The organism is Curtobacterium sp. BH-2-1-1, from assembly GCF_001806325.1.
GTDB lineage: Bacteria > Actinomycetota > Actinomycetes > Actinomycetales > Microbacteriaceae > Curtobacterium.
In genome coordinates this window covers 352,654-375,941 of the sequence record NZ_CP017580.1, presented here as the reverse complement: position 1 = coordinate 375,941, position 23,288 = coordinate 352,654, and the positions used below count along the sequence as shown (strand labels likewise).

Annotated in this window: 16 protein-coding genes, 1 tRNA gene and 1 rRNA gene; 11 read left to right on the top strand and 7 right to left on the bottom strand. The window is 72.4% G+C overall.

What is annotated here, in order from left to right:
- The first annotated feature begins 51 nt into the window (after positions 1-51).
- From rrf to BJK06_RS01660, 4 genes are all read left to right on the top strand, one after another.
- Positions 52-168 (top strand): 5S ribosomal RNA (rrf, locus tag BJK06_RS01675).
- 117 nt (positions 169-285) lie between these two features.
- The gene (gene gltX / locus BJK06_RS01670; protein ID WP_070416447.1) at positions 286-1,773 is read left to right on the top strand and encodes a glutamate--tRNA ligase; all 1,488 of its coding nucleotides are present in this window, start codon (positions 286-288) and stop codon (positions 1,771-1,773) included.
- 1 nt (position 1,774) lies between these two features.
- Positions 1,775-2,734 carry an NAD(P)/FAD-dependent oxidoreductase gene (locus BJK06_RS01665; RefSeq protein WP_070416446.1) on the top strand — a complete coding sequence of 320 codons (960 nt, stop codon included), beginning with the start codon at positions 1,775-1,777 and terminating at the stop codon, positions 2,732-2,734.
- 44 nt (positions 2,735-2,778) lie between these two features.
- Positions 2,779-2,850 (top strand) — tRNA-Gln (locus BJK06_RS01660).
- A 109-nt stretch (positions 2,851-2,959) separates the two neighbouring features.
- On the opposite strand, the gene BJK06_RS01655 is transcribed toward BJK06_RS01660, so the two are convergent.
- Both BJK06_RS01655 and BJK06_RS01650 read right to left on the bottom strand, forming a co-directional pair.
- The gene (locus BJK06_RS01655) at positions 2,960-3,844 is read right to left on the bottom strand and encodes a glycoside hydrolase family 16 protein (protein ID WP_083294975.1); all 885 of its coding nucleotides are present in this window, start codon (positions 3,842-3,844) and stop codon (positions 2,960-2,962) included.
- Complete coding sequence (locus BJK06_RS01650) at positions 3,834-6,014, bottom strand: hypothetical protein (protein ID WP_156794729.1); 2,181 nt, start codon at positions 6,012-6,014, stop codon at positions 3,834-3,836. The genes BJK06_RS01655 and BJK06_RS01650 overlap by 11 nt, the downstream gene beginning before the upstream one ends.
- 293 nt (positions 6,015-6,307) lie before the next feature.
- On the opposite strand from BJK06_RS01650, the gene BJK06_RS01645 reads away from it, so the two are divergent.
- The 5 genes from BJK06_RS01645 (at position 6,308) to BJK06_RS01625 (ending at position 14,587) form a co-directional block, all read left to right on the top strand.
- Positions 6,308-7,648, top strand: a complete 1,341-nt coding sequence (locus BJK06_RS01645) for a glycosyltransferase family 2 protein (protein WP_070416443.1) — start codon at positions 6,308-6,310, stop codon at positions 7,646-7,648.
- Positions 7,649-7,807: 159 nt separating this feature from the next.
- Positions 7,808-10,552 carry an alpha/beta fold hydrolase gene (locus BJK06_RS01640; protein WP_070416442.1) on the top strand — a complete coding sequence of 915 codons (2,745 nt, stop codon included), beginning with the start codon at positions 7,808-7,810 and terminating at the stop codon, positions 10,550-10,552.
- Between the two features lie 274 nt (positions 10,553-10,826).
- On the top strand, positions 10,827-11,657 hold the full coding sequence (locus BJK06_RS01635; RefSeq protein WP_083294974.1) for a glycosyltransferase family 2 protein: 831 nt from the start codon (positions 10,827-10,829) through the stop codon (positions 11,655-11,657).
- Positions 11,654-12,628: a glycosyltransferase family 2 protein gene (locus tag BJK06_RS01630; RefSeq protein WP_070416441.1), complete on the top strand. Its 975-nt coding sequence runs from the start codon at positions 11,654-11,656 to the stop codon at positions 12,626-12,628. The genes BJK06_RS01635 and BJK06_RS01630 overlap by 4 nt, the downstream gene beginning before the upstream one ends.
- Positions 12,629-12,670: 42 nt before the next feature.
- Positions 12,671-14,587: a discoidin domain-containing protein gene (locus BJK06_RS01625; RefSeq protein ID WP_070416440.1), complete on the top strand. Its 1,917-nt coding sequence runs from the start codon at positions 12,671-12,673 to the stop codon at positions 14,585-14,587.
- A gap of 430 nt (positions 14,588-15,017) precedes the next feature.
- On the opposite strand, the gene BJK06_RS01620 is transcribed toward BJK06_RS01625, so the two are convergent.
- From BJK06_RS01620 to BJK06_RS01605, 5 genes are all read right to left on the bottom strand, one after another.
- On the bottom strand, positions 15,018-16,280 hold the full coding sequence (locus tag BJK06_RS01620) for a glycosyltransferase family 4 protein (RefSeq protein WP_070416439.1): 1,263 nt from the start codon (positions 16,278-16,280) through the stop codon (positions 15,018-15,020).
- Complete coding sequence (locus tag BJK06_RS01615) at positions 16,277-17,842, bottom strand: lipopolysaccharide biosynthesis protein (protein WP_181015128.1); 1,566 nt, start codon at positions 17,840-17,842, stop codon at positions 16,277-16,279. Before BJK06_RS01615 ends, BJK06_RS01620 begins: the two co-directional genes overlap by 4 nt.
- Positions 17,839-18,750 (bottom strand): beta-1,6-N-acetylglucosaminyltransferase, encoded by a 912-nt coding sequence (locus tag BJK06_RS01610; protein WP_070416438.1) that lies wholly within the window; start codon positions 18,748-18,750, stop codon positions 17,839-17,841. Before BJK06_RS01610 ends, BJK06_RS01615 begins: the two co-directional genes overlap by 4 nt.
- Before the next feature lie 81 nt (positions 18,751-18,831).
- Positions 18,832-19,002: a hypothetical protein gene (locus BJK06_RS18410; RefSeq protein ID WP_156794728.1), complete on the bottom strand. Its 171-nt coding sequence runs from the start codon at positions 19,000-19,002 to the stop codon at positions 18,832-18,834.
- A gap of 162 nt (positions 19,003-19,164) precedes the next feature.
- Positions 19,165-20,514 (bottom strand): glycosyltransferase family 2 protein, encoded by a 1,350-nt coding sequence (locus tag BJK06_RS01605; protein WP_070416437.1) that lies wholly within the window; start codon positions 20,512-20,514, stop codon positions 19,165-19,167.
- Positions 20,515-20,828: 314 nt separating this feature from the next.
- Between BJK06_RS01605 and BJK06_RS01600 the strand changes: the two genes are divergently transcribed.
- Complete coding sequence (locus tag BJK06_RS01600; protein WP_258027679.1) at positions 20,829-22,091, top strand: ABC transporter substrate-binding protein; 1,263 nt, start codon at positions 20,829-20,831, stop codon at positions 22,089-22,091.
- 159 nt (positions 22,092-22,250) lie between these two features.
- On the top strand, positions 22,251-23,225 hold the full coding sequence (locus BJK06_RS01595; protein WP_070416435.1) for a carbohydrate ABC transporter permease: 975 nt from the start codon (positions 22,251-22,253) through the stop codon (positions 23,223-23,225).
- Positions 23,226-23,288 lie beyond the last annotated feature (63 nt).

The window sequence follows — 23,288 nt, the reverse complement described above, 5'->3', positions numbered from 1 at the left end:
GCGCATGCGCGGAACAGCTTTCGAACTTCCAAGCGATTGGGTCGAAGGTGTTCCGGTGGTCATAGCGAGAGGGAAACGCCCGGTCACATTCCGAACCCGGAAGCTAAGCCTCTCAGCGCCGATGGTACTGCAAGGGGGACCTTGTGGGAGAGTAGGACGCCGCCGGACTCAACGTTACGAATACCAGGGAACCCCTGACCACCACGTGGTCAGGGGTTTTCTGCGTTTGCGGGTCCTCCACAGCCTCTCGTGGCGGTCGGTGCCGGCCGGTAGGATCGTCGTGTCATGACTGCGCCATTCACCACCGCTTCCGGTTCCGATGTCCGTGTCCGCTTCTGCCCGAGCCCGACGGGGACGCCGCACGTCGGACTGATCCGTACTGCGCTGTTCAACTGGGCGTACGCGCGGCACACCGGCGGCAAGCTCGTGTTCCGCATCGAGGACACCGACGCCGCCCGTGACAGCGAGGAGTCGTACCAGCAGATCCTCGAGGCACTGCGCTGGCTCCGGCTCGACTGGGACGAGGGCGTCGAGGCCGGCGGCCCGCACGGTCCGTACCGGCAGTCCGAGCGGACGGACGTCTACGAGGACGTCATCGCGAAGCTCAAGGCCTCCGGACACGTCTACGAGTCCTTCGTCACCCCCGAGGAGATGGAGGCCCGCAACAAGGCCGCCGGGCGTGACCCGAAGCAGGGCTACGACAACCACGAGCGCGACCTCACCGACGCCGAGCGCCAGGCCTTCCGTGACCAGGGGCGTGAGCCGGCACTGCGGCTGCGCGTGCCCGACCGCGACCTGAGCTTCGAGGACCTCGTGCGCGGTGAGATCACCTTCAAGCAGGGCACTTTCCCGGACTTCGTGGTCGTCCGGCCGAACGGTAAGCCGCTGTACACCTTCACCAACCCGGTGGACGACGCGCTGATGGGCGTGACGCACGTGCTCCGCGGCGAGGACCTCCTGTCGTCGACGCCGCGCCAGATCGCCCTGTACGAGGCCCTGTACGAGGTCGGTCTCGCCGAGTTCATCCCGGTGTTCGGGCACCTGCCGTACGTCATGGGGGAGGGTAACAAGAAGCTCTCGAAGCGCGACCCCGAGTCGAACCTGTTCCACCACCGCGCCGCCGGGATGATCCCCGAGGGGCTCGTCAACTACCTCGCGCTGCTCGGGTGGTCGATCGGTCCGGACCGCGACGTGTTCACGGTCGACGAGATGGTCCGGGCGTTCGAGGTCTCCGACGTCAACCCGAACCCCGCGCGCTTCGACCACAAGAAGGCCGAGGCGATCAACGGCGACCACATCCGCCTGCTGGACGCCGACGACTTCCGCGGGCGGCTGCTGCCGTACCTGTCGGGCATCGTGTCGGATCCGGTGACGCCGGAGCAGCTCGAGGTCCTCACGAAGGCGGCGCCGCTCGTCCAGGAGCGCATGCAGCTCCTCGGCGAGGCACCGGGGCTCCTGGCGTTCCTCTTCACGTCGGACGACGCGCTCGAGATCGACGAGGACGCCCTGGGGACCCTCAAGGCCGATGCCGGTGACGTGCTCCGCGCGAGCATCGCCGCGCTGGAGCCGCTCGACGACTGGACGACGGCCTCGATCGAGGGTGCGCTCCGTGCGGCGCTCATCGACGGTCTCGGCCTGAAGCCCCGTGTGGCGTTCGGTCCGCTGCGCGTCGCGGTGTCCGGTCGACGGATCAGCCCGCCGCTGTTCGAGTCGATGGAGATCCTGGGCAAGGAGTCCACCGTCACGCGCCTGCGTCGCCTCGCGGACCGCTGACGTGGCCGAACGGCAGGCTGACGCAGCCGAGCGGCTGACGGTCGACGTCGTCGTCGTCGGTGCCGGCCCGGCCGGGCTCAGCGCCGCCCTCAACCTCGTCCGTGCGAAGCGCACCGTGCTCCTCGTGGACGCCAACCGCCCCCGGAACGCTGCCACGCTGCGGTCGCACGGGTTCCTGACGCGCGACGGTGTCTCACCCCTCGAGCTCCGGAAGCTCGGGCGCGCAGAGGTCGAGGCCTACGCCGAGGCCACGGTCGTGCAGACGGTCGTGGACCGGATCTCGCCGGAGGGCGACCGGTGGCTCGTGCACGGTGCCTGGCGCGGCACCGAGGTCGAGGCGACGGCCCGTGCCGTCGTGCTCGCGACGGGCCTGCGCGAGGAGTTCCCGGCGCTTCCGATGCTCCGCGCGTTCTACGGCACCGCGGTGCACAGCTGCGTCGAGTGCGATGCCTACGAGAAGGCCGGCGAGCCGTTGGCGTTCCTCTGCGAGACGGACGACGTCGTCGACCGCGCCCTGCTGCTCGCGGCGTGGGCGGACGACCTCATCGTGTACACGAACGGCATCGCGCCGCTCGACGACGCCGGCCGTGCCCGCCTGGCCGCAGCGGGCGTGCGCGTCGACGAGCGGGCCGTGGCGGACCTCGAGGGGGACCGCTCCGGGATGACCGGCGTCCGCCTCGCAGACGGGCACGTGGAGCCGCGGACGGGCGGGTTCGTCCGGCCCCGGTGGCACGCCGACCTGGACTGGGTCGACGCGGACCTCCGCCGCGATGCCGAGGGGCTCGTCGTGGTCGACCGCTCCGGACGGACGAGCGTGCCCGGGCTGTACGCCGTGGGCGACGTGACGCCACCCGGACCGGAACAGCTGATCGTGGCGGCCGGCCACGGGGCGGTCACGGCCGCCGCGGTGCACCGGGATCTCGTCGGTGGTCTCACGGACCTCCGGGATGCTGTACAGTAGTTGATCGTGCCCCGGGCAACCGGGACCGAAGGCCTCCGGGCCTTTGGGGTATGGTGTAATTGGCAACACAGCGGTTTCTGGTACCGTCGTTCTTGGTTCGAGTCCAGGTACCCCAGCACTCGTAGAACAAGCCCCCGGGATCTCCCGGGGGCTTGTTCCGTTTCCGGCGCAGAAGCCGCGTGACAGGCCAGGCGACGAACCGACACACCAGGGCGGCCGATCAGGTCAGGACTGCACCCTGCTCTTCCGGTACGCGACCACCCAGTCCACGAGCACGTGCCCGGATGCGTCGGCCGGCACCTCGGCGTCGTGGATGATCGTCTCCGCCTGCAGCGTCACGCGCATCGGCGTCGTGGGCACCGCGCCCGTGACCGTCTCGAGCAGCTCGTCGTCCCAGTAGAAGCGCACCGCGTCGGCGGTCCACTCCACGGTCGCGACGTGCCAGTCGGTCTGCCCGCCGGACACCACCGTCGGGTCCTCGGGCAGGAACGTCATCGCCTCGGTCGTGGGGTCGTAGCTGCCCGGGATCGCCGACACCGGGCGGACGTCGCCGGTGAGGTCACCCTCGGGCCAGTCGATCTCGCCCTCGTTCCAGTCGCCGGACAGCGGCCAGAGGATCATGACGAACTTGTAGCCGGGGACCTCGTCGGCGCGGTACCGGATCGAGACGCGCTGGTGCGTGTACGCCCGGTAGCCGGCGGGGAGGACCGTCGCCACGAGGGGCTGGGACCCGTTGCTGCGGAGGTGGAAGTCGAGCACCGAGTCATGCACCGACACCACCTGGTCGGGGGAGTAGAGCCCCTTGCCCGACGTGTCCCGCATCCCGCTGTACTCCGCCATCCGCGGGTACACCGCGAGGAGTTCGCCGAGCGCGGCGTCGAGGTCGAAGTCCTGCGCGAGGTAGGGGACCCACCGCGTCCCCTCGGACTCGAGCGCCCCGGTGGGCATGCGTTCGGCGCGGGCGACCCCGTCACCGGCACGCGTGGGCAGCACGACGGCCGTGGTGCCGGCGACCACGGCGACCCCCGCGATGCCGGCGATCGTCACACCGCGGCGCAGGAAGGACCGCCGGGTGGTCATCCGGTGACGTGCCCCCGGCTCATGCTGCATCGCGCACCTCGTAGATCCGGACTCCGTCGCGGTCGTAGCGGAGGGTGCCCTCGTCGGCCACGGACCGCTCGATGGCGTCGATCTGCGCGCCGGTGAGCGTCCCGCGGGTGACGGCGTCGGCTCGCTGCGCCGCCGAGAACACGAGCCAGGAGTGTCCGCCCTGGTCGCGGTCCTGCAGGACACCGGAGAGGTCGTCGGCCGTCATGCCCTTCGGGAACCACGCGGCCTCGCTCTGCAGCGAGTCGACCTGGCCCCAGTGGCGGAGGAAGTTCTCGTAGTTCCCGCCGATGATCGACGGGAAGCTGCCGACGGTCGTGAGGGTGTCGTCCGCCTGGAACCGGCCGTCGAGCCACTTCGCCGCGGCCACGTCGGCCGGTGCGGTCTGGTTCGCCTGCTCGGTCTGGAACGTGGCGCCGAGGAACAGCGCGGTGGTCACGGTCAGCACCAGGGCCGTGGCGGCGATCCGGAGCCGGCGGCCGTGGAAGGCGTGGACGGCTGCGATCGCCAGGAACGGTGCGGAGAACAGGACGACGCGGAACTTCGCCTCGCCGCCGTAGCTCTGCCCGAGCACGAGCACGATCGGGCAGGCCGCCAGCCAGAGCACCACGAGGGCGCGTCGGGCGTGCCCACCGCGGACCATCCGGACGAGTCCGATGACGGCGCACACGGCGACGAGTGCCGTGATCCCGAGGACCGCGCGGGACTGCAGGGTCGTCGCGATCGACGGGATGGCGATCGACGTCGACGCGGCGGTGACGTTGCTCACCGGGTCGAAGCCGGTGGTGAGACCGAACTTCTCCTGGATGTAGTCGAGGTTCGGCACGAGGTAGAGCAGGGGGAGCAGCGTCAGCGGGACGGCGAGCCACCAGGGGCGGAGGAAGCCGAGCACGAGGAGCGGCACGAACGCGGCGACGACCACGAACGGGGTCAGCTGGTGCGACGCCGTGATGACGAACTGCAGGACGACGACGAGCGCCACCGCCGCGACCACGGCGGCCCGCGTCGGCGTGGCGACCGCCTCGGCCACGGGGGAGCGGCGTGCACGGAGCAGCCGGCCGGTCAGCGTCGCGCTCCGCCGCCCGATCACGTTGGGCTTGCCACGGAGGACGGTCAGCGCGACGAGGACCGCCGCGAGGAACAGGAAGAACGCGAACGCCTGCGGGGAGTAGTAGTCCTGCCCGACCCAGTTCGCGGCGCTGAACAGGACCGCGGCGACGTACGCCCAGCGGCCGTTCGCACCGAGTGCCCGTGCGATCCCGAGGACGAGCGCCCCGTCGGCGAGGGCGAACGCGAGTTCCGTCCAGCGCACCGGGTCCGCCGCGTCGAGCGTGCCGGTGGCGGCGCCGAGGAACGCGCTGAAGCTGAAGAACCCGGGCCAGCGGTTGTAGATGTCGATCGACGGGTCGACGGCGCCGTGCTGCAGGATGTACGCGGTCACCGCGATGTGCTTGAACACCCACGGCGGTCGGGGCTCGGCGGCGATCAGGTTCGAGGTGCCGTACATGACGAGCAGGAGGACGCCGGAGGACACCGCGCGGACCACCACGTGGTGGCGACGGTCGACGAGTGTCACCAGGGCGACGACGAACACGAGTGCGGCGCCGGCCCACCAGAGGGCGGGCAGTGCAGCCAGGAGGCCCCACTCGCCCAGTCCGGTCGAGTCCGTCTGCGCGACACCCACCGCCCAGAGCGCGGCTCCGGTGACGAGGACGCCCGACGCGGCGACGGTGCGGACCAGGACCGCGGTCGGCAGGGCCGACCGCGTGCGGGCCGACCTGGGCGCGGTGCGTGCGGTCTGGACGCCCTGGCCGAGCGACACCCACCCGGCGACGAGCAGGAGGAGCCCGGCGGCGGGCAGCGGGACCCACTGCCCCGTCCAGACCATCGCGAGCCCGAGGACCGCGTCGATCGCGGCACTGGACGCGACGACGAGTCCGGCGCGCCCGATCGGCTCGCGGAGCCCGAGCAGCCGGACCACCGGCAGACCCGGGACGACCAACAGCGCGACGAGCACGACGGCCGTGCGGAGCGGACCGGACGCGTCGGCCGCGATGAGGGCGGCTCCGGCGAAACCGAGTCCCGCGGCGACGAGGGACGGCACCGGTGAGGTCGGCAGCACGCGGGTTCCGTGGCGGAGCGACATCCTGGTGGGGGTCGTGGTGGCGGTCACTGCTCGACCACCGCGATCGACTGACGCATCGAGCGTCCCTTCGGGTCTGGGCCGGCGACTGGCGGCGGCCTGCGGGTGTCACGACGGTAACCGGGGGCCGAGGGCGCACGGGAGAGCGGTCGCCGGGAAGTGCGGAGGGCCTGCGGCATTGCGGGATCACGCACGCGTAGCGGCCGTCGTGCGAGGAGAAACCGCACGGTTCCGCCTGCTCGTTGACCCCCGCCGTCCCCGCAGCGACGGTGGGACGGCCGGCTGCGACCGCGCACGTCCCCCGACACGAGACAGGCTCTCCCATGACCGACACCATCCAGCGCTCGCTCCCGCCCCGCGTCGAGCTCGCCCGCCCGATGTCGAGCGCCGTCGACCCCACCTGGGGCGGTGCCGTGTGGGTCGGTGCCGTCGACCTCGCCGAGGTCCCCGGGGACGACGCGGGCACGGTGGGGCTGCACGACGCCGCCGGTCACCGGTCGGCCAGGCTCCTCGTCCGCGACGGCGTGGCCCCCCTCGGGTTCGTCGACCTGCCGGTGTCCGACGAGACGGTCGAGGTCGCTGCGCTCCGGGCCGCCGTCGCCGCCCTGCCCGCCGTCCCGCAGCCGCCGATCCCGGTGCGCCTGCCGAGCACGTCCGTCGTCCTGTGCACCCGTGACCGCGCCGACCAGCTCGGCGCCGCCCTCGACTCGCTGCTCGCCCTGGACCACCCCGACTTCGAGGTCGTCATCGTCGACAACGCGCCCTCCGACGAGTCGACGCGCGAACTCGTCGAGGCCCTCGACGACGACCGCGTGCGGTACGTCCGCGAACCCGTCCCGGGCCTCTCGAGTGCACGCAACGCCGGCGTCCTGGCCGCGCGGCACGAGATCGTCGCCTTCACGGACGACGACGTCGTGGTCGACCGGGCGTGGCTCCGTGCCGTCGCCTCGGGGTTCTCCCGCGGGGACGACGTCGTCTGCGTCAGCGGACTCGTCGCCAGCGGTGAGCTCCGCACCCCCACGCAGCGGTACTTCGACGAACGGGTGACCTGGTCGCGCAACCTCGTGCCGCGCGTGCACCGCCTCTCGGCACCGCCCGTCGACCGGCCGCTCTTCCCGTTCGCGGTCGGTGACTACGGCACGGGTGCGAACTTCGCGATGCGGCGGTCGGCGATCACCGACCTCGGCGGCTTCGACGAGGCACTCGGCGTCGGCACGGTCACCGGCGGCGGCGAGGACATCGACATGTTCTCGCGCGTCGTGCTCTCGGGCGCCGCGCTCGTCGTCGAACCCGCGGCGCTGGTCTGGCACCGGCACCGTGCGGACCTCCCGGCGCTCCGGAAGCAGGCAGAGGGCTACGGCACCGGACTCGGGGCCTGGCTCACGAAGATCGCCCTGCACCCCCGCACGCTCGGGATGGCGCTGCAGCGCGCCCCGCGGGCCGTGCGCCACCTCGTCTCGGGCACCGCCGCCGAGCCGGCCGTCACCCCGGCAGCGGCACCGGTCGCCGTCGGTACCGCGGACGCGCCGCTCGACGACGCCGCGTTCCTCCGCGAGGTCGGACGGATGCGCTGGGTCGAGCTCCTGGCCGTCGGGCGTGGTGTGCTCCGCTACGGGCGGTCCCGCCGCACCGTCCGCGCCCGCGAGCGCACAGCGAACCGATAGGTCCGTCACCGGGGATCCACGGCGGATCGCGAGGATGCGCCAAACCGCAGGTTCCCCGCACGGCGGTCCTCGGCCCCTCGATCCGGGGCGTCGGGTCGGCTTACCGTCCTCCAAGCACCAGCAGCGCACCACCGGCCCGCACGACCCAGGGGAGAAGCAATGCGTCCGACACACCCGACAGCGCGTCACCGGACGGTCGAACCGGCCGTCCCGGCATCCGACGACCACTCGGTCCTCGACCGGTGGACGCGCGTCGTCGCAGCGTTCCCCGAGTCCCCGGCGCTCGCCGGTGCCGGGACCGCCCGCACGTTCGCCGAGACGGACCGGACGGTCCGGGCGCTCGCTGCACGGCTCACCGAGGTCCTCCGGCCCGACGACCGCACCGGCGCCGGCGTCGGACCCGAACGCACCGGCGCGTCGGTCCCGGTGGGGATCATGGCCGGGCACACGACCGAGACCGTGGTGGGCATGCTCGCGCTGATCGCCGCCGGGCGGACGATCGTCGTGCTCGACGACCACCTGCCCGAGGCACGCCTGCAGCACGTCGTCACGCTCGCGGGGATCGCCGAGGTGCTCGCCGACGACACCCGTGCGGACCTCGCCGCCGCGGTCCTCGGCCCGGACGGCACCGTGCACGACCTCGACGCCCTCATCGCGACGAGCACCGAGCAGGCCGCGACCGGCAGCGCGACCGCCGCCGGCACCGCGACCGGAACTGAACCCGCAGCGACCTCCCGCCCCGGTGGCACCGACCCCGCCGCGATCGTGTTCACCTCGGGCTCCACGGGCCTGCCGAAGGGCGTCGCGATGACGCACCGACAGCTCCTCCGGAACACCGAGCAGAGTGCCTGGAGCGCCGACTACCGGCCCGGCGACCTCGTGGGCGTCGTGCTGCCGCTGTCCTTCGCCGCCGGCATCCTCACCACGCTCGACAGCATGCTGAGCGGGGCCGCCGCGGTCCTGCTCGACGCACGCGACCTCGGGACCGAGCGACTGCTCGAGGGCATGGCCGCCGAGCACGTCACCGCCGTGGTCTGCACGCCGCACCTGCTCCGGTCGGTCGTCTCCACCGTGCGCGACCGCGGCACGGACCTGCACCCCGCGCTCGCCGGACTCCGACTCGTCATGACGGTCGGCGAGCCGATCACCGGCACCGACGTGCACGCCGCACGCCCGGTCCTCGGCGCCCGCACGGTCCTCTGGAACGGGTTCGGGTCGAGCGAGATGGGGGCGGTCTCGTACTTCCCGGTCGGTCCGGACGACGCCGTCCCGAACGGCGTCGTGCCGGCCGGGTACGTGCCGCCGGGCAAGACCGCCCGGGTCCTCCGCGAGGACGGCACCGCCGCCGCGACGGGGGAGACCGGCCAGCTCGTGGTCATCGGGGACGGCATGACCGCCGGCTACTGGGGCGCGCCCGAGAAGACGAGCGAGCACCTCTCCGTCGACGAGGACGGCACCCCGCTGTGGCGCCAGGGTGACCTCGCCCGCGTCGAGGAGGACGGCTGCCTGGTCCTGCTCGGCCGCGACGACGACGCCGTGAAGGTCCGCGGGTACCTCGTCGAGCCGAGCGAGGTCGAGGCGGCACTCCGTGCCGTCGAGGACGTCCACGACGTCGTGGTCACCGCCCTCGTCGACCCGCCCGCCGTCACGCGCCTCGTCGCCTACGTCGTCGGCCGTCCCGGTCGCCGCACCCCGGCGCCGGCGGCCCTGCGCCGCGCCCTGCGGGCGACGCTGCCCGAGTACATGGTGCCGGCGGCGATCGTCCCGATGCCCGAACTGCCGCGCAACGAACGCGGCAAGGTCGACCGGGCGAAGCTGCCCGGTGCGCCGTCGCTCGAGGTCGAGATGGTCGAGGGCGAGTACGACCAGTGGGAGCTCGTCGTCGGGCAGATCTGGGCCGAGGTGCTCGGACTCCGCGGCGTGCACCTCGACGAGGACTTCACCGCGCTCGGCGGCGACTCGCTCTCCGCCGAGGAGATGCTCGCGATCGTGCAGGCCCGGCTCGGCGTCGACCTCCGTGCGTCGGAGCTCCTCGAACAGCCCACCCTGCGCGCCTTCGCCCGACGGGTGCGCTCGGGGGCGAAGTCCCTGCCGAGCCACCCCGACGTCGTGAAGGTCTCCGAGGCCCGCGTCCCCGGGCGCCCGCCCGTGTTCTGCCTCAGCGGGGCCGGAGCCCTCGGCCTGACGTTCCTGCCGCTGTCCCGCTACCTGCCCGAGCACGACGTGTACGCCTTCCAGCAGCACGGTCTCGAGCGACGGGCGATCCCGGACTGGAGCATCCAGCGCACCGCGCGGCGCACCGTCGAGCTCATGCGCATCGTCCAGCCCCGCGGCCCGTACCTGCTCGTCGGGCACTCCCTCGGCGGCCTCGTCGCCCTCGAGGTGGCGAAGCTCCTCACCGAGGGCGGCGAGCGGGTCGAGCACGTCGCGATCCTGGACAGCTACCTGCCGCGCAGCAGCACCGAGCAGGCGCAGCTGCACTTCGGCCGGATGGCGGAGAGCCCGGTGCGCAACCCGGCGCTCCGAGCACTCAAGCGCGGGCTCGACCGGGCGGCGAAGCGCATCCTGCCCGCCGGCGTGCCGGTGGGCGAGGAGTTCGCCAAGCGCGTCCGCGCCTACGGTGCCGGCGTCCTCCGCTACGGCGGGCAGAAGGACTTCGACGCCCTCTTCGACCAGGCCACGATCGTGACGCGGCGGCACACGCCCTCGCCCTACGACGGCACGGCGACGTTCGTGCTCGCCGACGGCAACCCCGACGTGGACGGCTGGAACGACGTGCTCCGCGGTGCGACCACCACGGTGCGCATCGAGAGCGAGCACAGCTCGCTCCTCCGCGAGCCGCACGTCGCCGAGCTGGCGACCGCGTTGCGCGCCGCCTTCACGACGCACGAGTCGCGTCCCTGACGTGACCAGCGAGGGCCCTGGAGGCGCGTGGCGGGCCTGTCCCGCGCCTCCAGGGCCCTCGTGCGTGCCGACACGCCACCCGGCCGCGGCTTGCGGGTTTCCGTATCCGCACTCGGGGGTCCGCAACCAGTGCCCACCCGCATTGACCAGCCCCGTCCGCCGGACGATGGTTGGTCCAAGCCCAGGGAACGGTGTACCCCCGTTCCGACGCCCACCCAGCGCCGGGTCCTCCCTCGACCACTCCCGCATGCAGCCTGAACCCGACAGGAGCACCATGTCCGCCAGCACCGTCCGACCCCGAGACCCCCGCGTCTCGGTCGTCATCCCCGCGAGGAACGAGGCCCGCAACCTCGAGATCATCCTCCCGCAGCTCCCGCCCGTCTACGAGGTGATCCTCGTCGACGGCAACTCGGTGGACGACACCATCGCGACGGCGCAGCGCCTCATGCCGACGATCAAGGTCGTGCAGCAGACCCGCAAGGGCAAGGGCAACGCGCTCGCCTGCGGCTTCGAGGCCGTGACCGGCGACGTCGTCGTCATGTTCGACGCCGACTGCTCCGCCGACGCCGCCGAGATCCCGCGCTTCGTGCAGGCGCTCGTCGACGGTGCCGACGTCGCGAAGGGCTCCCGCTACGCACCCGGTGGCGGCAGCGACGACATCACGATCATCCGCGGCCTCGGCAACAAGGGGCTCAACATGATCTCCAACGTGCTGCTCCGTGCGCGGTACACCGACCTCTGCTACGGCTACAACGCCTTCTGGGCGGACACGCTGCCGACGATCGGGCTCCTGTCGTCGACGCTCCCGCAGCCGACCGACGGCTCGATGCGCTGGGGTGACGGCTTCGAGATCGAGACGATCCTGACCTGCCGCTGGTCCGCCGCGGAGTTCGCGATCACCGAGGTGCCGAGCCACGAGAAGCTCCGCGTGCACGGCACCAGCAACCTCAACGCGGTCAGCGACGGCATCCGTGTCCTGAAGTCGATCATGCACGAGCGTCGTCGTGCCCGCGAGGCCAAGGCCCGCATGCGCCTCATGCCGACCCCGGTCTCGGGCCTCGTGGTCCCGGCCGCCGTGCCGGCGATGGACGAGGAAGCGGCGTGAGCGTCGCGACGGTCGCCGTCGTCATCTGCGCCTACACGCAGCAGCGCTGGGGTGACCTGCAGGACGCGGTCGAGTCGGCGAAGCGCCAGCCCGACGCGACCGAGGTGATCGTCGTCATCGACCACGAGCCGGAGCTGTTCCGCCGTGCGGCCGCCCGCTGGCCGGAGCTCCGCGTCGTCGAGAACGCCGAGGACCGCGGCCTCTCGGGTGCGCGCAACACCGGCGTCGCACTCACCGAGGCCGACGTCGTCGCCTTCCTGGACGACGACGCGACGGCCGACCCGGACTGGCTGATGCACCTCGTCGAGGCGCTCGAGCTGCCCGACGTCGTCGGTGTCGGCGGCCGGGCGACCCCGTCGTGGCCGACCGCGACCGGCGCCGGGCCCTACCCGGACGAGTTGCTCTGGATCGTCGGGTGCAGCTACACCGGCCTCCCCACCACGTCCGCGGACGTCCGCAACGTCATCGGGTCGAGCATGGCCTTCCACCGTGACGTCGTGCTCGCCGCCGGCGGCTTCCGCTCCGGCATCGGTCGCGTCGGCAACCACCCGCTGGGGTGCGAGGAGACCGAGCTCTGCATCCGCATCGCCCGGATCCGTCCCGGCGCCCGCATCCGCTTCGAGCCGCGCTCGAACGTCTCGCACCGGGTCTCCCCGGACCGCGTCACGATGCGGTACCTGCGGCGCCGGAGCTACTACGAGGGCATCTCGAAGGCCGTGCTGAGCCGCCGGGTCGGTGCCCGCGACTCGCTCTCGAGCGAGTCGACGTACCTCACCCGGGTCCTGCCCGGCGCGGTGCTCCGCGAGCTCGGGGCCCTCGGTCGCGGTGGGGGCCTCCGTGCCCTGGCGATCGTGACCTCGGCGGTCTCGACCGTGTTCGGCTACGCCGTCGGCCGTGTCTTCGGCACCGTCGTGGTCCGTGCACCCGCCCCGGTGTCCGCGCCCGTGCAGCAGCCCGTCGGCGCTCCCTGACCGACACCCACTCACCCGACCCACCCACGCACAGAAGACGACATGCAGCGAGACGCCCCGACCCCGAGTGCCACCATCCGACGCCGTTGGAAGGTGGCACTCGCGGTCGCGGCAGCGGTCATCACGGGCGCCACCGTCTCGGCACCGAGCCTCCTCGCGCCGTCGAGCGCCGGTGCGGCGACCACCGCGGACTGCAGCGCGGGGAAGGTCCTCACCGTCGTCGCGCACGCCGACGACGACCTGCTGTTCGAGGGCACCGAGCTCCGCAAGGACATCGACGCGGACAAGTGCGTCCGCTCGGTCATCGTCACCGCCGGGGACGCGGGCAAGTCCGCCACGTACTGGAAGGGCCGGCAGACGGGCCTCGAGGCCGCCTACGCGAACCTCGCCGGCGTCACGAACGCCTGGACCTCGGGCTCGGTCAGCGCCGGTGGCAAGACGGTCGTGACGCGCACCCTGACGGCGGACCCACGGCTCAGCCTGGTCTACCTGCAGCTGCCGGACGGCAACATCGACGGCTCCGGGTTCGCGGCCACCCGGTACCAGAGCCTGCAGAAGCTCTACCAGCGCTCGATCACGAGCATGAGCACGGTCTCCGGTGCGACCTACGGGACCACCTACACGCTCGCCCAGCTCCAGGCCACCGTGCTCGCGCTGATGAACGGGTACGGGCCGCAGGAGGTGCACACCCTCGACCACGTCGGCACCTACGGCGACGGCGACCACAGCGACCACCACACCGTCGCGTACCTCACGAAGTCGGCGCAGCAGCAGCTCACGACGGCGAGCACGCTCACCGGGTACATGGGGTACCCGATCGCGGACAAGCCCTCGAACCTGACCGCCGCGCAGACGCAGGCGAAGGGGAACGCGTTCTTCGCCTACTCCGCGTACGACGCCGAGACCTGCGCCTCGGTGGCGTCCTGCTCGTCGCGTCCCGAGGGCTCGTGGCTCAGCCGTGAGTACACGGTCGGCACGCAGACGCCCACCGACCCGGGCACCGGTTCGGGCGGGTCCGTCGGAGCCGACGTGACCGCCGGTGCGGCCGTCACCGCGAGCAGCGAGAACCCCGCGGACGGGCAGACCGCGGTGAAGGCCGTCGACGGCGTCGCGAGCGGCTACCCCGACGCGCCGACCGCCGAGTGGGCGACCCGCGGGGGCGGCACCGGTTCGTGGCTGCAGCTCGCGTGGTCGAGCCCGGTGACGCTCGGCGCCGTGGACCTCGCGGACCGTCCGAACGCCGACGACCAGGTCACGGCCGGCACGCTGACGTTCTCCGACGGGAGCAGCGTCACCGTGCCGACGCTCGACAACGGCGGCGCGTTCACCCGAGTCACCTTCTCGTCCCGGCAGGTCAGCTGGGTGAAGTTCACCGTCACCGGCGTCAGCGCGACGACGCGCAACGTCGGCCTGGCGGAGATCCGGACGTTCGCCCCGGGCACCACGACGACGCCCACGCCGACCCCGACGCCGACCCCGACGCCGACGCCCACGCCCACCCCGACCCCGACCCCGACGCCGACGCCGACGCCCGGGGGCGCGACCGACGTCACGGGCTCGGCGACCGCCACCGCGGCGTGGGACGACACCTCGACCCGGCAGACCGCCGCCAAGGCGATCGACGGGGTCATCAGCGGCTACCCCGACAACACGACCGCCGAGTGGGTCGCTCCCTGGGGCACGACCGGTGTCTGGTTGCAGCTCGACTGGTCCTCGTCGAAGGCGGTGAACCGGGTCGTCCTGTACGACCGGCCGAACGGCGACGACCAGGTCACGAGCGGCACCCTGACGTTCTCCGACGGCAGCCAGGTGGCGGTCGGGACACTCCCGAACGACGCGTCGCCGCTCACGGTGGACTTCTCGGCGCGGAACGTCACGTGGGTCCGGTTCACCGTCACCGGGGTCTCGGCGAGCACGCGGAACGTCGGCCTGGCCGAGTTCCGGGCGTTCACCGGCTGACCCGGGAGCACTCGACGAACGGGAGGCGCGGTGCCGGTGAGCACCGCGCCTCCCGTCCGTCGTCCGCGCGTTCGCGCGGGTCGCGGGTCGCGGGCGCAGCGTGCGAGGTTCCGCGCGCGGTGCGGCCCGTGAGCCGTGGCACCGTGCGCGCGACCTCGCACGCTGGTGCGGCGCGTGCCGCCGCGGGTGACCGTCGTCGTGGGCGCGACCTCATCGCGGCGAGCGGCGCGGTACCGGCGGGCGGACGCCTGCGGGAACGGCGGACATCGCGCGGGGAGAGCACGTTGCGGACGGGAGGCGTGACCGTTCTGGTTCGCGATCGCCGGGGATCGCGAACCAGAACGGTCACGCGGCGAGGAGAACGCGACACGGACGCGAGCACGCGACGGACGGGAGGGGCGGTTCCAGGGGGAGCCGCGCCTCCTGGGCTTCAGCGACGGGCGTGCGTGAGCAGGGCCCGGAGGAGACCGGCCACGTGCGGTCCGCGGCCGTAGTGGTCGCGCACCCAGGCGCGGCAGCGCTCGCCGAGGGAGGGGTCGCGGTCGGCGCGGTCGAGGGTGTCGAGTACCTTGGTGGCGAGCGCCTCGGGGTCGGTCGGGTCGACGGTCGACGTCGCCCACTCGCCGGCGAGGATCTCGCCCGTGCCACCGCTCTCGGCGGCGACGACCGGGCGGCCGGCGGACATCGCCTCGACGACGACCCGGCCGAAGCCCTCGGGCTCGATGGAGGGCACGACGACCATGTCGGCGGCGTGGAGCAGGGTGACGACGTCGTCCCGCTCGGGGAGGAGCACGACGGAGCCGGCGGGGAGGGACGCGACGGCGCGTCGGACGTCCTCGGCGTCGTCGGGGTCGGCCGCTCCGGCGAGCACGAGCACGGGCGGGTGGTGCGGCTGCGTGGCGTGGTGCGTGCCGGCGGGCCCGAGCGCGGGGGTGAGGGCACGCACGGCGGCGCGCGGCGCGCGGGCGCGGTGGCGTTCGGCGTCCTGCTCGAGCACGAGGCGCCAGGCCTCGAGCAGCGCGAGCACGCCCTTCGACCGGGTGAGGCGGCCGTAGTAGAGGACGGTGCGGGTGTCGTCGTCGAGCCCGAGGGTGCGGCGGGCGCGGACTGTCGCGGACGGCGTGGCCGCGGGGAAGAGTGCGGTGTCGACGCCGTTCGGGACGACGGTTATCCGCGAGGCCGGGACGCCCACGTCCGCCCATGCACGAGCCATCGCGTGCGAGACGGCCAGGTAGTGCGTGCGGCCGCCGGCGATCGGGCCGAGGCGTCGGTAGTTCGGCGCGTGGTGCAGGTGCACGACGAGCGGGACGCCGGAGACCACGGACGCCACACGGCCCCAGGGGAGGTGCTCGGGCCGGTTCAGCCAGATGACGTCGGGGCGCGAGCGGCGGAGGCGGAGGCCGTCGAGGACGAACCGTGCGGCGTCGCCGGCTGCGCTGCGGAGGCCGAAGGACCGGTCGCCGGTGCGGTGCAGGGCGACCCCGAGCTCGGCGAACTGGTCGCTGCCGGGTTCGGCGCCGTCGGGTCCCGGGGCGAGGTGGCCGCGGTGCCAGACCTCGACGTCCTGCCCGGCGCGCACGAGCTCGCGGGTGTCCTCGAGGACGCACCGCTCGACCCCGCCGGTGATGGCGAGCCCGTTCGTGACGACCGCGATCCGGAGTCGACGGTCGGGGCGTTCCGGGGCGTGGGTCACGGTGTGCCTCCTCGGGCGATCGCGAGCCTGCGGATGAACCAGGGCAGGCAGCCGAGGACGCCGGCGACGCGGACGATGTTCCACACGAGGTCCTGGGGCACGAGGACGGACACCCCGGCGACGACCACCACGGCCGCCAGCACGAGGACCGTCCGGGCACGCGGGCCGCGCCACTCCCGGCGGTCGGGGAGCGAGAGCTGCTGCAGCGCCGCGAGCACCATGTAGGCGAAGACCGTGGAGACTCCGGCCCCGGCGATGCCGAGCAGCGGGACCAGCAGCAGGTTCGCGCCGATGTTGACGGCACCGGCGATGGCCGCGATCACCCCGACGGCGACGCCGCGACGCTCCACGAGCAGGAGCCGTCCGGTCGCGCCGCTGGCAATCACCGGGAACGCCGTGAGCGCCACGATGAAGACCACGACGGTGAGCTCGTGCACGCGGTACGACGCCGGTGCGAGGATCGGCAGCGCGACCGGTGACACGAGGGTGACCGCGAGCAGCACCGGGGCGAGCAGCAGGTAGAGCTGGTCCCGGGCGTGCAGGGCCAGCTGTCGACGGGCGACGGCGTCCCGGAGCGCCGCGAAGTGCGGTGCCCACGCCTGGTTCGTGAAGGTCAGCAGGAGGATCACGGCGGAGCCGACGACGTAGGCGATCTGGTAGCGCGCGACCTCGTCCGGGCCGAGCAGCCGCTGCACGACGATCCGGTCGCCGGCGTTCAGCACGAAGTAGGACAGGTTGCCGAGGGCGATCGGCACGCCGAGCTTGAAGGCCCGTGCGGTGGTCTGGCGGTCGAACAGACCGGCGAGGCGAGGCCGGGTCGCCGCGAAGCCGATGACCATCGCGGCGGCCTGGGCGAACACGCCGCCCCAGGCGTAGGTCGTGGCGTCGGCGTGCACGAACACGAGCAGGCCGAGACCGATGATCGAGCCGCCGACCGAGGACAGCAGGCTCGTGACCGCGAAGACCCGGATGCGGTCCTGGGCGACCAGGATCGCGAGGGAGAGCTGCACGACCGCGGCGGGGAAGATCCAGAGGACGGCGACGAGCAGGATCGGGTGTTCGCCGACGAACCCGGCGACGTCGCCCCAGAGCGGGATCGTGGCGAGGGCGACCGCGGTGACGACGGCTGCGAGGACGATGCCGACCGCGATGAGCCCGCGGGCCTTCCGGTCGTCACCGCCGTCCTCGGCGCGCTGCAGCACGGACGCCTGGTCGAGTCCCGCGACCGCGAGCACGACGAGCGCTTGGTAGAGCGCGATCGCCGAGGCGAGCACACCGAACTCGGAGAGCGGCATGAGGTGCGCGAGGACCGGTGAGATCAGCGAGCTCACAACGAGCTGCATCGACCACACGACCACGTACAGCAGGCCACGGCCGAACAGGACGGACGCACCCTTCTGGACCGCGATGCTGCCGGTGTCGGGGACGGTGTGGGCGGCGGCCTCGACGGCGGCGGCTGCCTCGGCGGCCTCGACCGCTGCGGCCTTCCGACCGGTGCTGTCGGCGTCGGGCGGCGTGGCTGCGGCGTGGCGGGCCTCGCGGCGGGTCTGGGGAACGGTCACGAGACACCCACCTCCGCGGTCCGGACGTGCTGTCGGAGTCCGAACGCCTGGTCGACGAGGTCGAGCAGGTCCGAACTCGCAGCGGTCGAGAACTTGCGGGCGAAGAGGTGCGGCATCGCGGTGGGGTCCGTCGTCCATCGTTCCAGCAGTCGACCGGCGTGGGGGAGCGTCAGCCACGGCGGGCTCTTCATCTTCGAGCCGTCCCAGCCGATGAACCACAGGGTGTGCGGGACGTGGTCCTCGGCGAAGCCGTCGACCAGGGCGGGGGAGTTCAGCACGGTCGGCACGAACGACTCGTCGGCGATCCAGGTGCGGTGCCAGAAGCGGACCAGGTCGGGACGGGCATCGACGACATCGACGACCGCGGCCGCGTGTGCGGCGCTGAGGACCTTGAGCTGCGACCCGCCGGTGAGCACGACGTCACGCGGGATCCGGCGGGGGATCGGCAGGCGGAGCATGTGCTTCCGCCACGCCCAGTGCGGGTACCGCATCCGGGCGACCCCGCCGCTCGCGCCCCAGGCTGCGTGCGGGAGGGGGTGCGGGATGAGGAAGGACTGGTCGCGGTGGGCGTCGAGTAGCGCGGTGATCTCGGCGGGGTTCGCCAGCGGGTAGTCGCTGCCGGTCAGCACCGCCACGTGGCGCGCGCCGGTCTCGGCGAGGGCGGCACGGTAGCCGGAGACCTCGGCCGCGACGTTCTCCCACTTCGCCCAGCCCGTCCGCAGTCGCGGCAGGAGGCGGACCCGGTCGGGGAGCCCCTCGGTCATCGCACGGTGCACGTCGTCCGGGGTCCGCGCGTCGACGTGCAGGAACACCGGGAACGGGTCGAGTGCCTCGACGAGTCGTCGGACGTGCTGGGGGTCCTCGTGGGCGAGGACGATGCACGCGAGCGCCGCGGGGGAGTTGGCCATGTCTCGAGTGAACAGGGCCGTCGGGACACCGACAAGGCGGTCCCGGGGCGGGTGCGGGGAAGCGGCGGTTTCCCGCAGCGGTCACCGGCGGCGGCGGTACCTCGGGCAGTCGCAGAGGGCGCAGTCGCTGCCCGGCCGGTAGTGCTCGTGGGCGTCCTGCGCGTGGCCGCACACGCAGACGGCCGTCTCCGTGGTGGCGTGGGACGTCGGCACGGTGACGGGCTCGAGCACGAGCGTGGGCCCCAGCGGCATGCGTCCTCCTCCGACCCGCGCGGTACGGGCAGCTGCACCGATCCTACGGGGCTGGGAGCGACGCGTCCGCCGACCGAGGGGCCACCGGGCGTGGAACCGCCCGCGGGGTCACCGGGCGTGGACCCGCCCGCGGGCTCACCGGGCGCGGACCCACCCGCGGGGTCACCCGGCGTGGAACCGGCCGGCCTCGACGTCCCGCCAGCGACGACGGCTGCGGAACCACGCCGCCGGGCCCGCCGGGAAGCCCCGGAGCTCGTGGTAGGCCAGCGACCGCGGCACCCCGGCGTCCGGGACGGTGGGGATCGCGGGGCCGACGGGCGCGGACTCGACGGCAGCGGGGTCCGGTGCGCTGCCGGTGCGCAGCCGTCCGACCGTCTCGCGGAGCTTCACCATCGCGGCGGCGGGCACGAGCCGGGCGAGGACCGCGACGTGCCGCCGGTCCTTGGCGGCGAGGGCGCACATCAGCGCGGTGAACCCGACACCGTTGCCGTGCAGCTGCTTGTGCAGGTCCTCGATGCTCTGCCGGTGCCGGTGGTGCACGACCGCGCGCGGCTCGAACCCGATGCGCCCACCGCGCCAGAGCGTCTCGATGAACATCGCCAGGTCCTCGCCGCCACGGGCCGGGGAGCCCGCGCCGAGCGTGGTGTCGAACCCGCCGACGGCGTCGATCACCGACCGCCGGAACGCCATGTTCGCGCCCGCGCCGTAGGCACCGATGCCGTACACGGCGAAGTGCTTCACGACCGACCCGTCCGGGCGGACCGCCTGCACCCGCGCGTGCCGCATCGTGCCGGCGACGTCGTCGGGGACGATCGTGACGGGCGCGAAGGTGCGCTCGCCGCTGAACCCGCCGTAGTACGCCTCGTACCAGATCTGCGCGGGCGTCGAGAGCTCGGTGGGGAGGATCACGCCGGACACCGCGTCGAGGTCGGCCTCGCGGACGAACCGCGCGCCGAGTGCGCGCAACCACTGCGGGTCGACCCGCACGTCGTCGTCGGTGAACGCGACGACCTCGCCGCGGGCGGCCGCGACCCCGGCGTTGCGGCCGGCGGACAGGCCGGGCCGGCGCTCCGTCACGAGGCGCACGCCCCGACCCGCGAGCAGTGCCGGGAGCCGGTCGTCGGCGGGTACTCGGACGCGGTTGTCGACGACGATCACCTCGTGGTCGGGGTAGTCCAGGTGCTCGAGGACGTCGAGCAGTGCGCCGAGGTCCTCGACGCGGTCCACCACCGTCGAGACGACGACGGAGATCGTCGGCAGGAGGGCATCCGGCACCGGTTCGACGTCGGCGAGCACGGTCTCCCGCAGCGATCCGAGCGCACGGGCGGCGTCGGCGGGGTCGTCGGTGAGCTCGACGTCGAGCGTGCCCGTCGGACGCCCGCCGCGGTAGCCGATCACCAGCGCGGACGAGCCCGTGCCGTCCGCGACGAGGCGGGGGAGCGGTGCGTCGAGGTCGACGTCGATCACGCGTCGGGGTGCGGGGAGTGCACGAGCGGTGCTGGTGGTGGCCATGGTGTGGACGGTAGGTGCCAGGCCGCGGCGGCGACAACGGGGAGCGGGGCCGCTGGCGGTGATCGTGCGGAACCCCGCACGGCCGCGCCGCCGAGCCCCCGGACGAGGGTGAGCGCTCACACCCGAAAAGCGAACGGCGCACGGTGGTCACGAGCAGGTCACGGATTCTTTGCAACCGGTTGCGAACGGCTGAGAGCGGGCGTAGCTTCCTCCTCCAGCAGGCAGCGTCGCCTGCTCCAGGCAGCGTCGACCCGATGGTCCTCGCCTGGTGATCTCAACGTGGAGACGACACTGTGAAGACAACACGCGCCAAAGTGCGGTTCGCATCCGTAGCGGGGATCGCGGTCATCGGCCTCGTGCTGACCGGGTGCTCGAGCGGCAGCTCGGCCTCGGACGACGCCAAGAACGGTCAGGACAGCCGCGGGCCCATCACCTACGTGCAGGGCAAGGACAACTCGAACGTCGTCCGCCCACTCATCGCGAAGTGGAACAAGGCCCACCCCGACGAGAAGGTCACCTTCAAGGAACAGTCCGACCAGGCCGACCAGCAGCACGACGACCTCGTGCAGCACTTCCAGGCGAAGGACGCGAACTACGACGTCGTCGACGTGGACGTCGTCTGGACCGCCGAGTTCGCGGCGAAGGGCTGGCTCACCCCGCTCACCGGCAGCATGAAGATCGACACGTCGAAGCTCCTGCCGGCCACCGTCAAGACGGCCACCTACAACAACACGCTCTACGCGGCACCGCAGACCTCCGACGGTGCGCTGCTCTACTACCGCAAGGACCTCGTCAAGACGCCCCCGACCACCTGGGACGAGATGATGAAGGACTGCGACATCGCCAAGCAGGCCGGCATCGGCTGCTACGCCGGGCAGTTCGCGAAGTACGAGGGCCTGACCGTGAACGCCTCCGAGGCGATCAACGGCTCCGGCGGCTCGGTCCTCAGCAAGAGCGGCACGCCGGACATCGACACGTCCGACGCGAAGGCCGGCCTGCAGAACCTGGTCGACGCCTTCAAGGACGGCAACATCCCCGCCGAGGCGATCACCTACCAGGAGGAGCAGGGCCGCACCGCCTTCGAGGCCGGCAAGCTGCTGTTCCTGCGCAACTGGCCGTACGTCTACAGCCTCGCGAAGACGGACGGGTCGAGCACGGTCAAGGACACCTTCGGCATCGCACCGATCCCCGGCAAGGACGGCACCGGCGCCTCGACGCTCGGCGGTCACAACGCCGCGATCAGCGTGTACTCGAAGCACAAGGCGACCGCGCACGACTTCCTCGAGTTCCTGGAGTCGAACGAGACGCAGAAGTTCTTCGCCACGCAGGGCTCCCTCGCCCCGGTCGTCGGTGACCTCTACACCGACTCCGAGCTGACGAGCAAGCTGCCCTACCTGCCGACCCTGCTCAAGTCCATCGAGTCGGCCGAGCCGCGCCCGGTGACGCCGTTCTACCCGGCCGTGACGAAGGCGATCCAGGACAACACCTACGCCGCGCTCAAGGGATCGAAGAGCGTCGACGAGGCGATGAAGGACATGCAGGCGGCTCTCAAGACGGCCACCAGCAGCGGCAGTTAGCACCCGAGTACGCGGCGTTCGCCGCATCGGACTGGAGGCGCGGGTCGACCCCGCCCCGCGCCTCCCGTCCGTCCCATCCTGCGTTCCGACACCCGGCAAGGAGGCCGTCACGTGTCAGCAGCAACCGAGATCCCCGCCGCCATCCCCAACCCGACGGGCATGGAGCCGCAGAAGCGGCGCAAGGGCGGACTCAACGCCGAGCACGGCCGATGGGCCGTGTACCTCATCGGCCCGACGATCGTGCTCCTCGCCATCGTCATCGGCTACCCGGTGGTCAGCGCGATCATCCAGTCGTTCCAACTCGACGCCGGACTCGACAAGGCCACGGGCCTGTTCGTGCAGGGCGGCTTCGCCGGCGTCACCAACTACGTGCACTGGCTCGCACAGCAGTGCGGCAACACCACTTGCCCGCCCGGCAGCATCGGCTCGCAGTTCTGGGTGTCGATGGGCAACACGTTCTTCTTCACGGTCGTCACCGTCGCCCTGGAGACGGTGATCGGCGTGTGGATGGCGATCATCATGAACCGCAACTTCAAGGGCCGCGCGCTCGTCCGTGCCGCGATCCTCGTGCCGTGGGCCATCCCGACCGCCGTCACCGCGAAGCTCTGGTACTTCATCTTCGACGCGAACGGCGTGCTCAACCACGTCCTCGGGCAGCAGATCCTCTGGACGAGCGGCGAGTGGGCGTCCCGGTGGGCGGTCATCATCGCCGACACCTGGAAGACCACGCCGTTCATGGCGCTGCTCATCCTCGCAGGGCTGCAGCTCATCCCGGAAGAGGTCTACGAGGCCGGCAAGATGGACGGCGCCTCCACCGTCCAGCGCTTCGTGCTCATCACCCTGCCGCTCATCAAGCCGGCGCTCATGGTCGCCGTCCTGTTCCGCGTGCTCGACGCGCTGCGCATGTACGACCTGCCGGCGATCCTCACCGGCGGTGGCGGTGGTTCCGGCAACGCCACCACGACCCTGTCGATCCTCGTCGTCGAACAGATCCGTCAGGGCTTCAACTCCGCGTCGGCACTGTCGACCATCACCTTCCTGGTGATCTTCATCGTCGCGTTCGTCTTCGTGCGGTTCCTCGGCGCCAACGTGGTGCAGACGCAGGCCGCCCAGCAGAAGGGGGAGCTCAAGTGACCCTCGCAGCCGACCGTCCCCGCTCCAACGCCCGAGCCCGCGACATCGCCGTCGACCGCAGCA

Bases quoted from the DNA above. Each gene is read 5' to 3' on its own strand.
- BJK06_RS01645 (WP_070416443.1), top strand. From the start codon at position 6,308: ATGACCGACACCATCCAGCGCTCGCTCCCGCCCCGCGTCGAGCTCGCC.
- BJK06_RS01655 (WP_083294975.1), bottom strand. From the start codon at position 3,844: ATGCAGCATGAGCCGGGGGCACGTCACCGGATGACCACCCGGCGGTCC.
- BJK06_RS01640 (WP_070416442.1), top strand. From the start codon at position 7,808: ATGCGTCCGACACACCCGACAGCGCGTCACCGGACGGTCGAACCGGCC.
- BJK06_RS01605 (WP_070416437.1), bottom strand. From the start codon at position 20,514: ATGGCCACCACCAGCACCGCTCGTGCACTCCCCGCACCCCGACGCGTG.
- BJK06_RS01595 (WP_070416435.1), top strand. From the start codon at position 22,251: ATGGAGCCGCAGAAGCGGCGCAAGGGCGGACTCAACGCCGAGCACGGC.
- BJK06_RS01610 (WP_070416438.1), bottom strand. From the start codon at position 18,750: ATGGCCAACTCCCCCGCGGCGCTCGCGTGCATCGTCCTCGCCCACGAG.
- BJK06_RS18410 (WP_156794728.1), bottom strand. From the start codon at position 19,002: ATGCCGCTGGGGCCCACGCTCGTGCTCGAGCCCGTCACCGTGCCGACG.
- BJK06_RS01635 (WP_083294974.1), top strand. From the start codon at position 10,827: ATGTCCGCCAGCACCGTCCGACCCCGAGACCCCCGCGTCTCGGTCGTC.
- gltX (WP_070416447.1), top strand. From the start codon at position 286: ATGACTGCGCCATTCACCACCGCTTCCGGTTCCGATGTCCGTGTCCGC.
- BJK06_RS01625 (WP_070416440.1), top strand. From the start codon at position 12,671: ATGCAGCGAGACGCCCCGACCCCGAGTGCCACCATCCGACGCCGTTGG.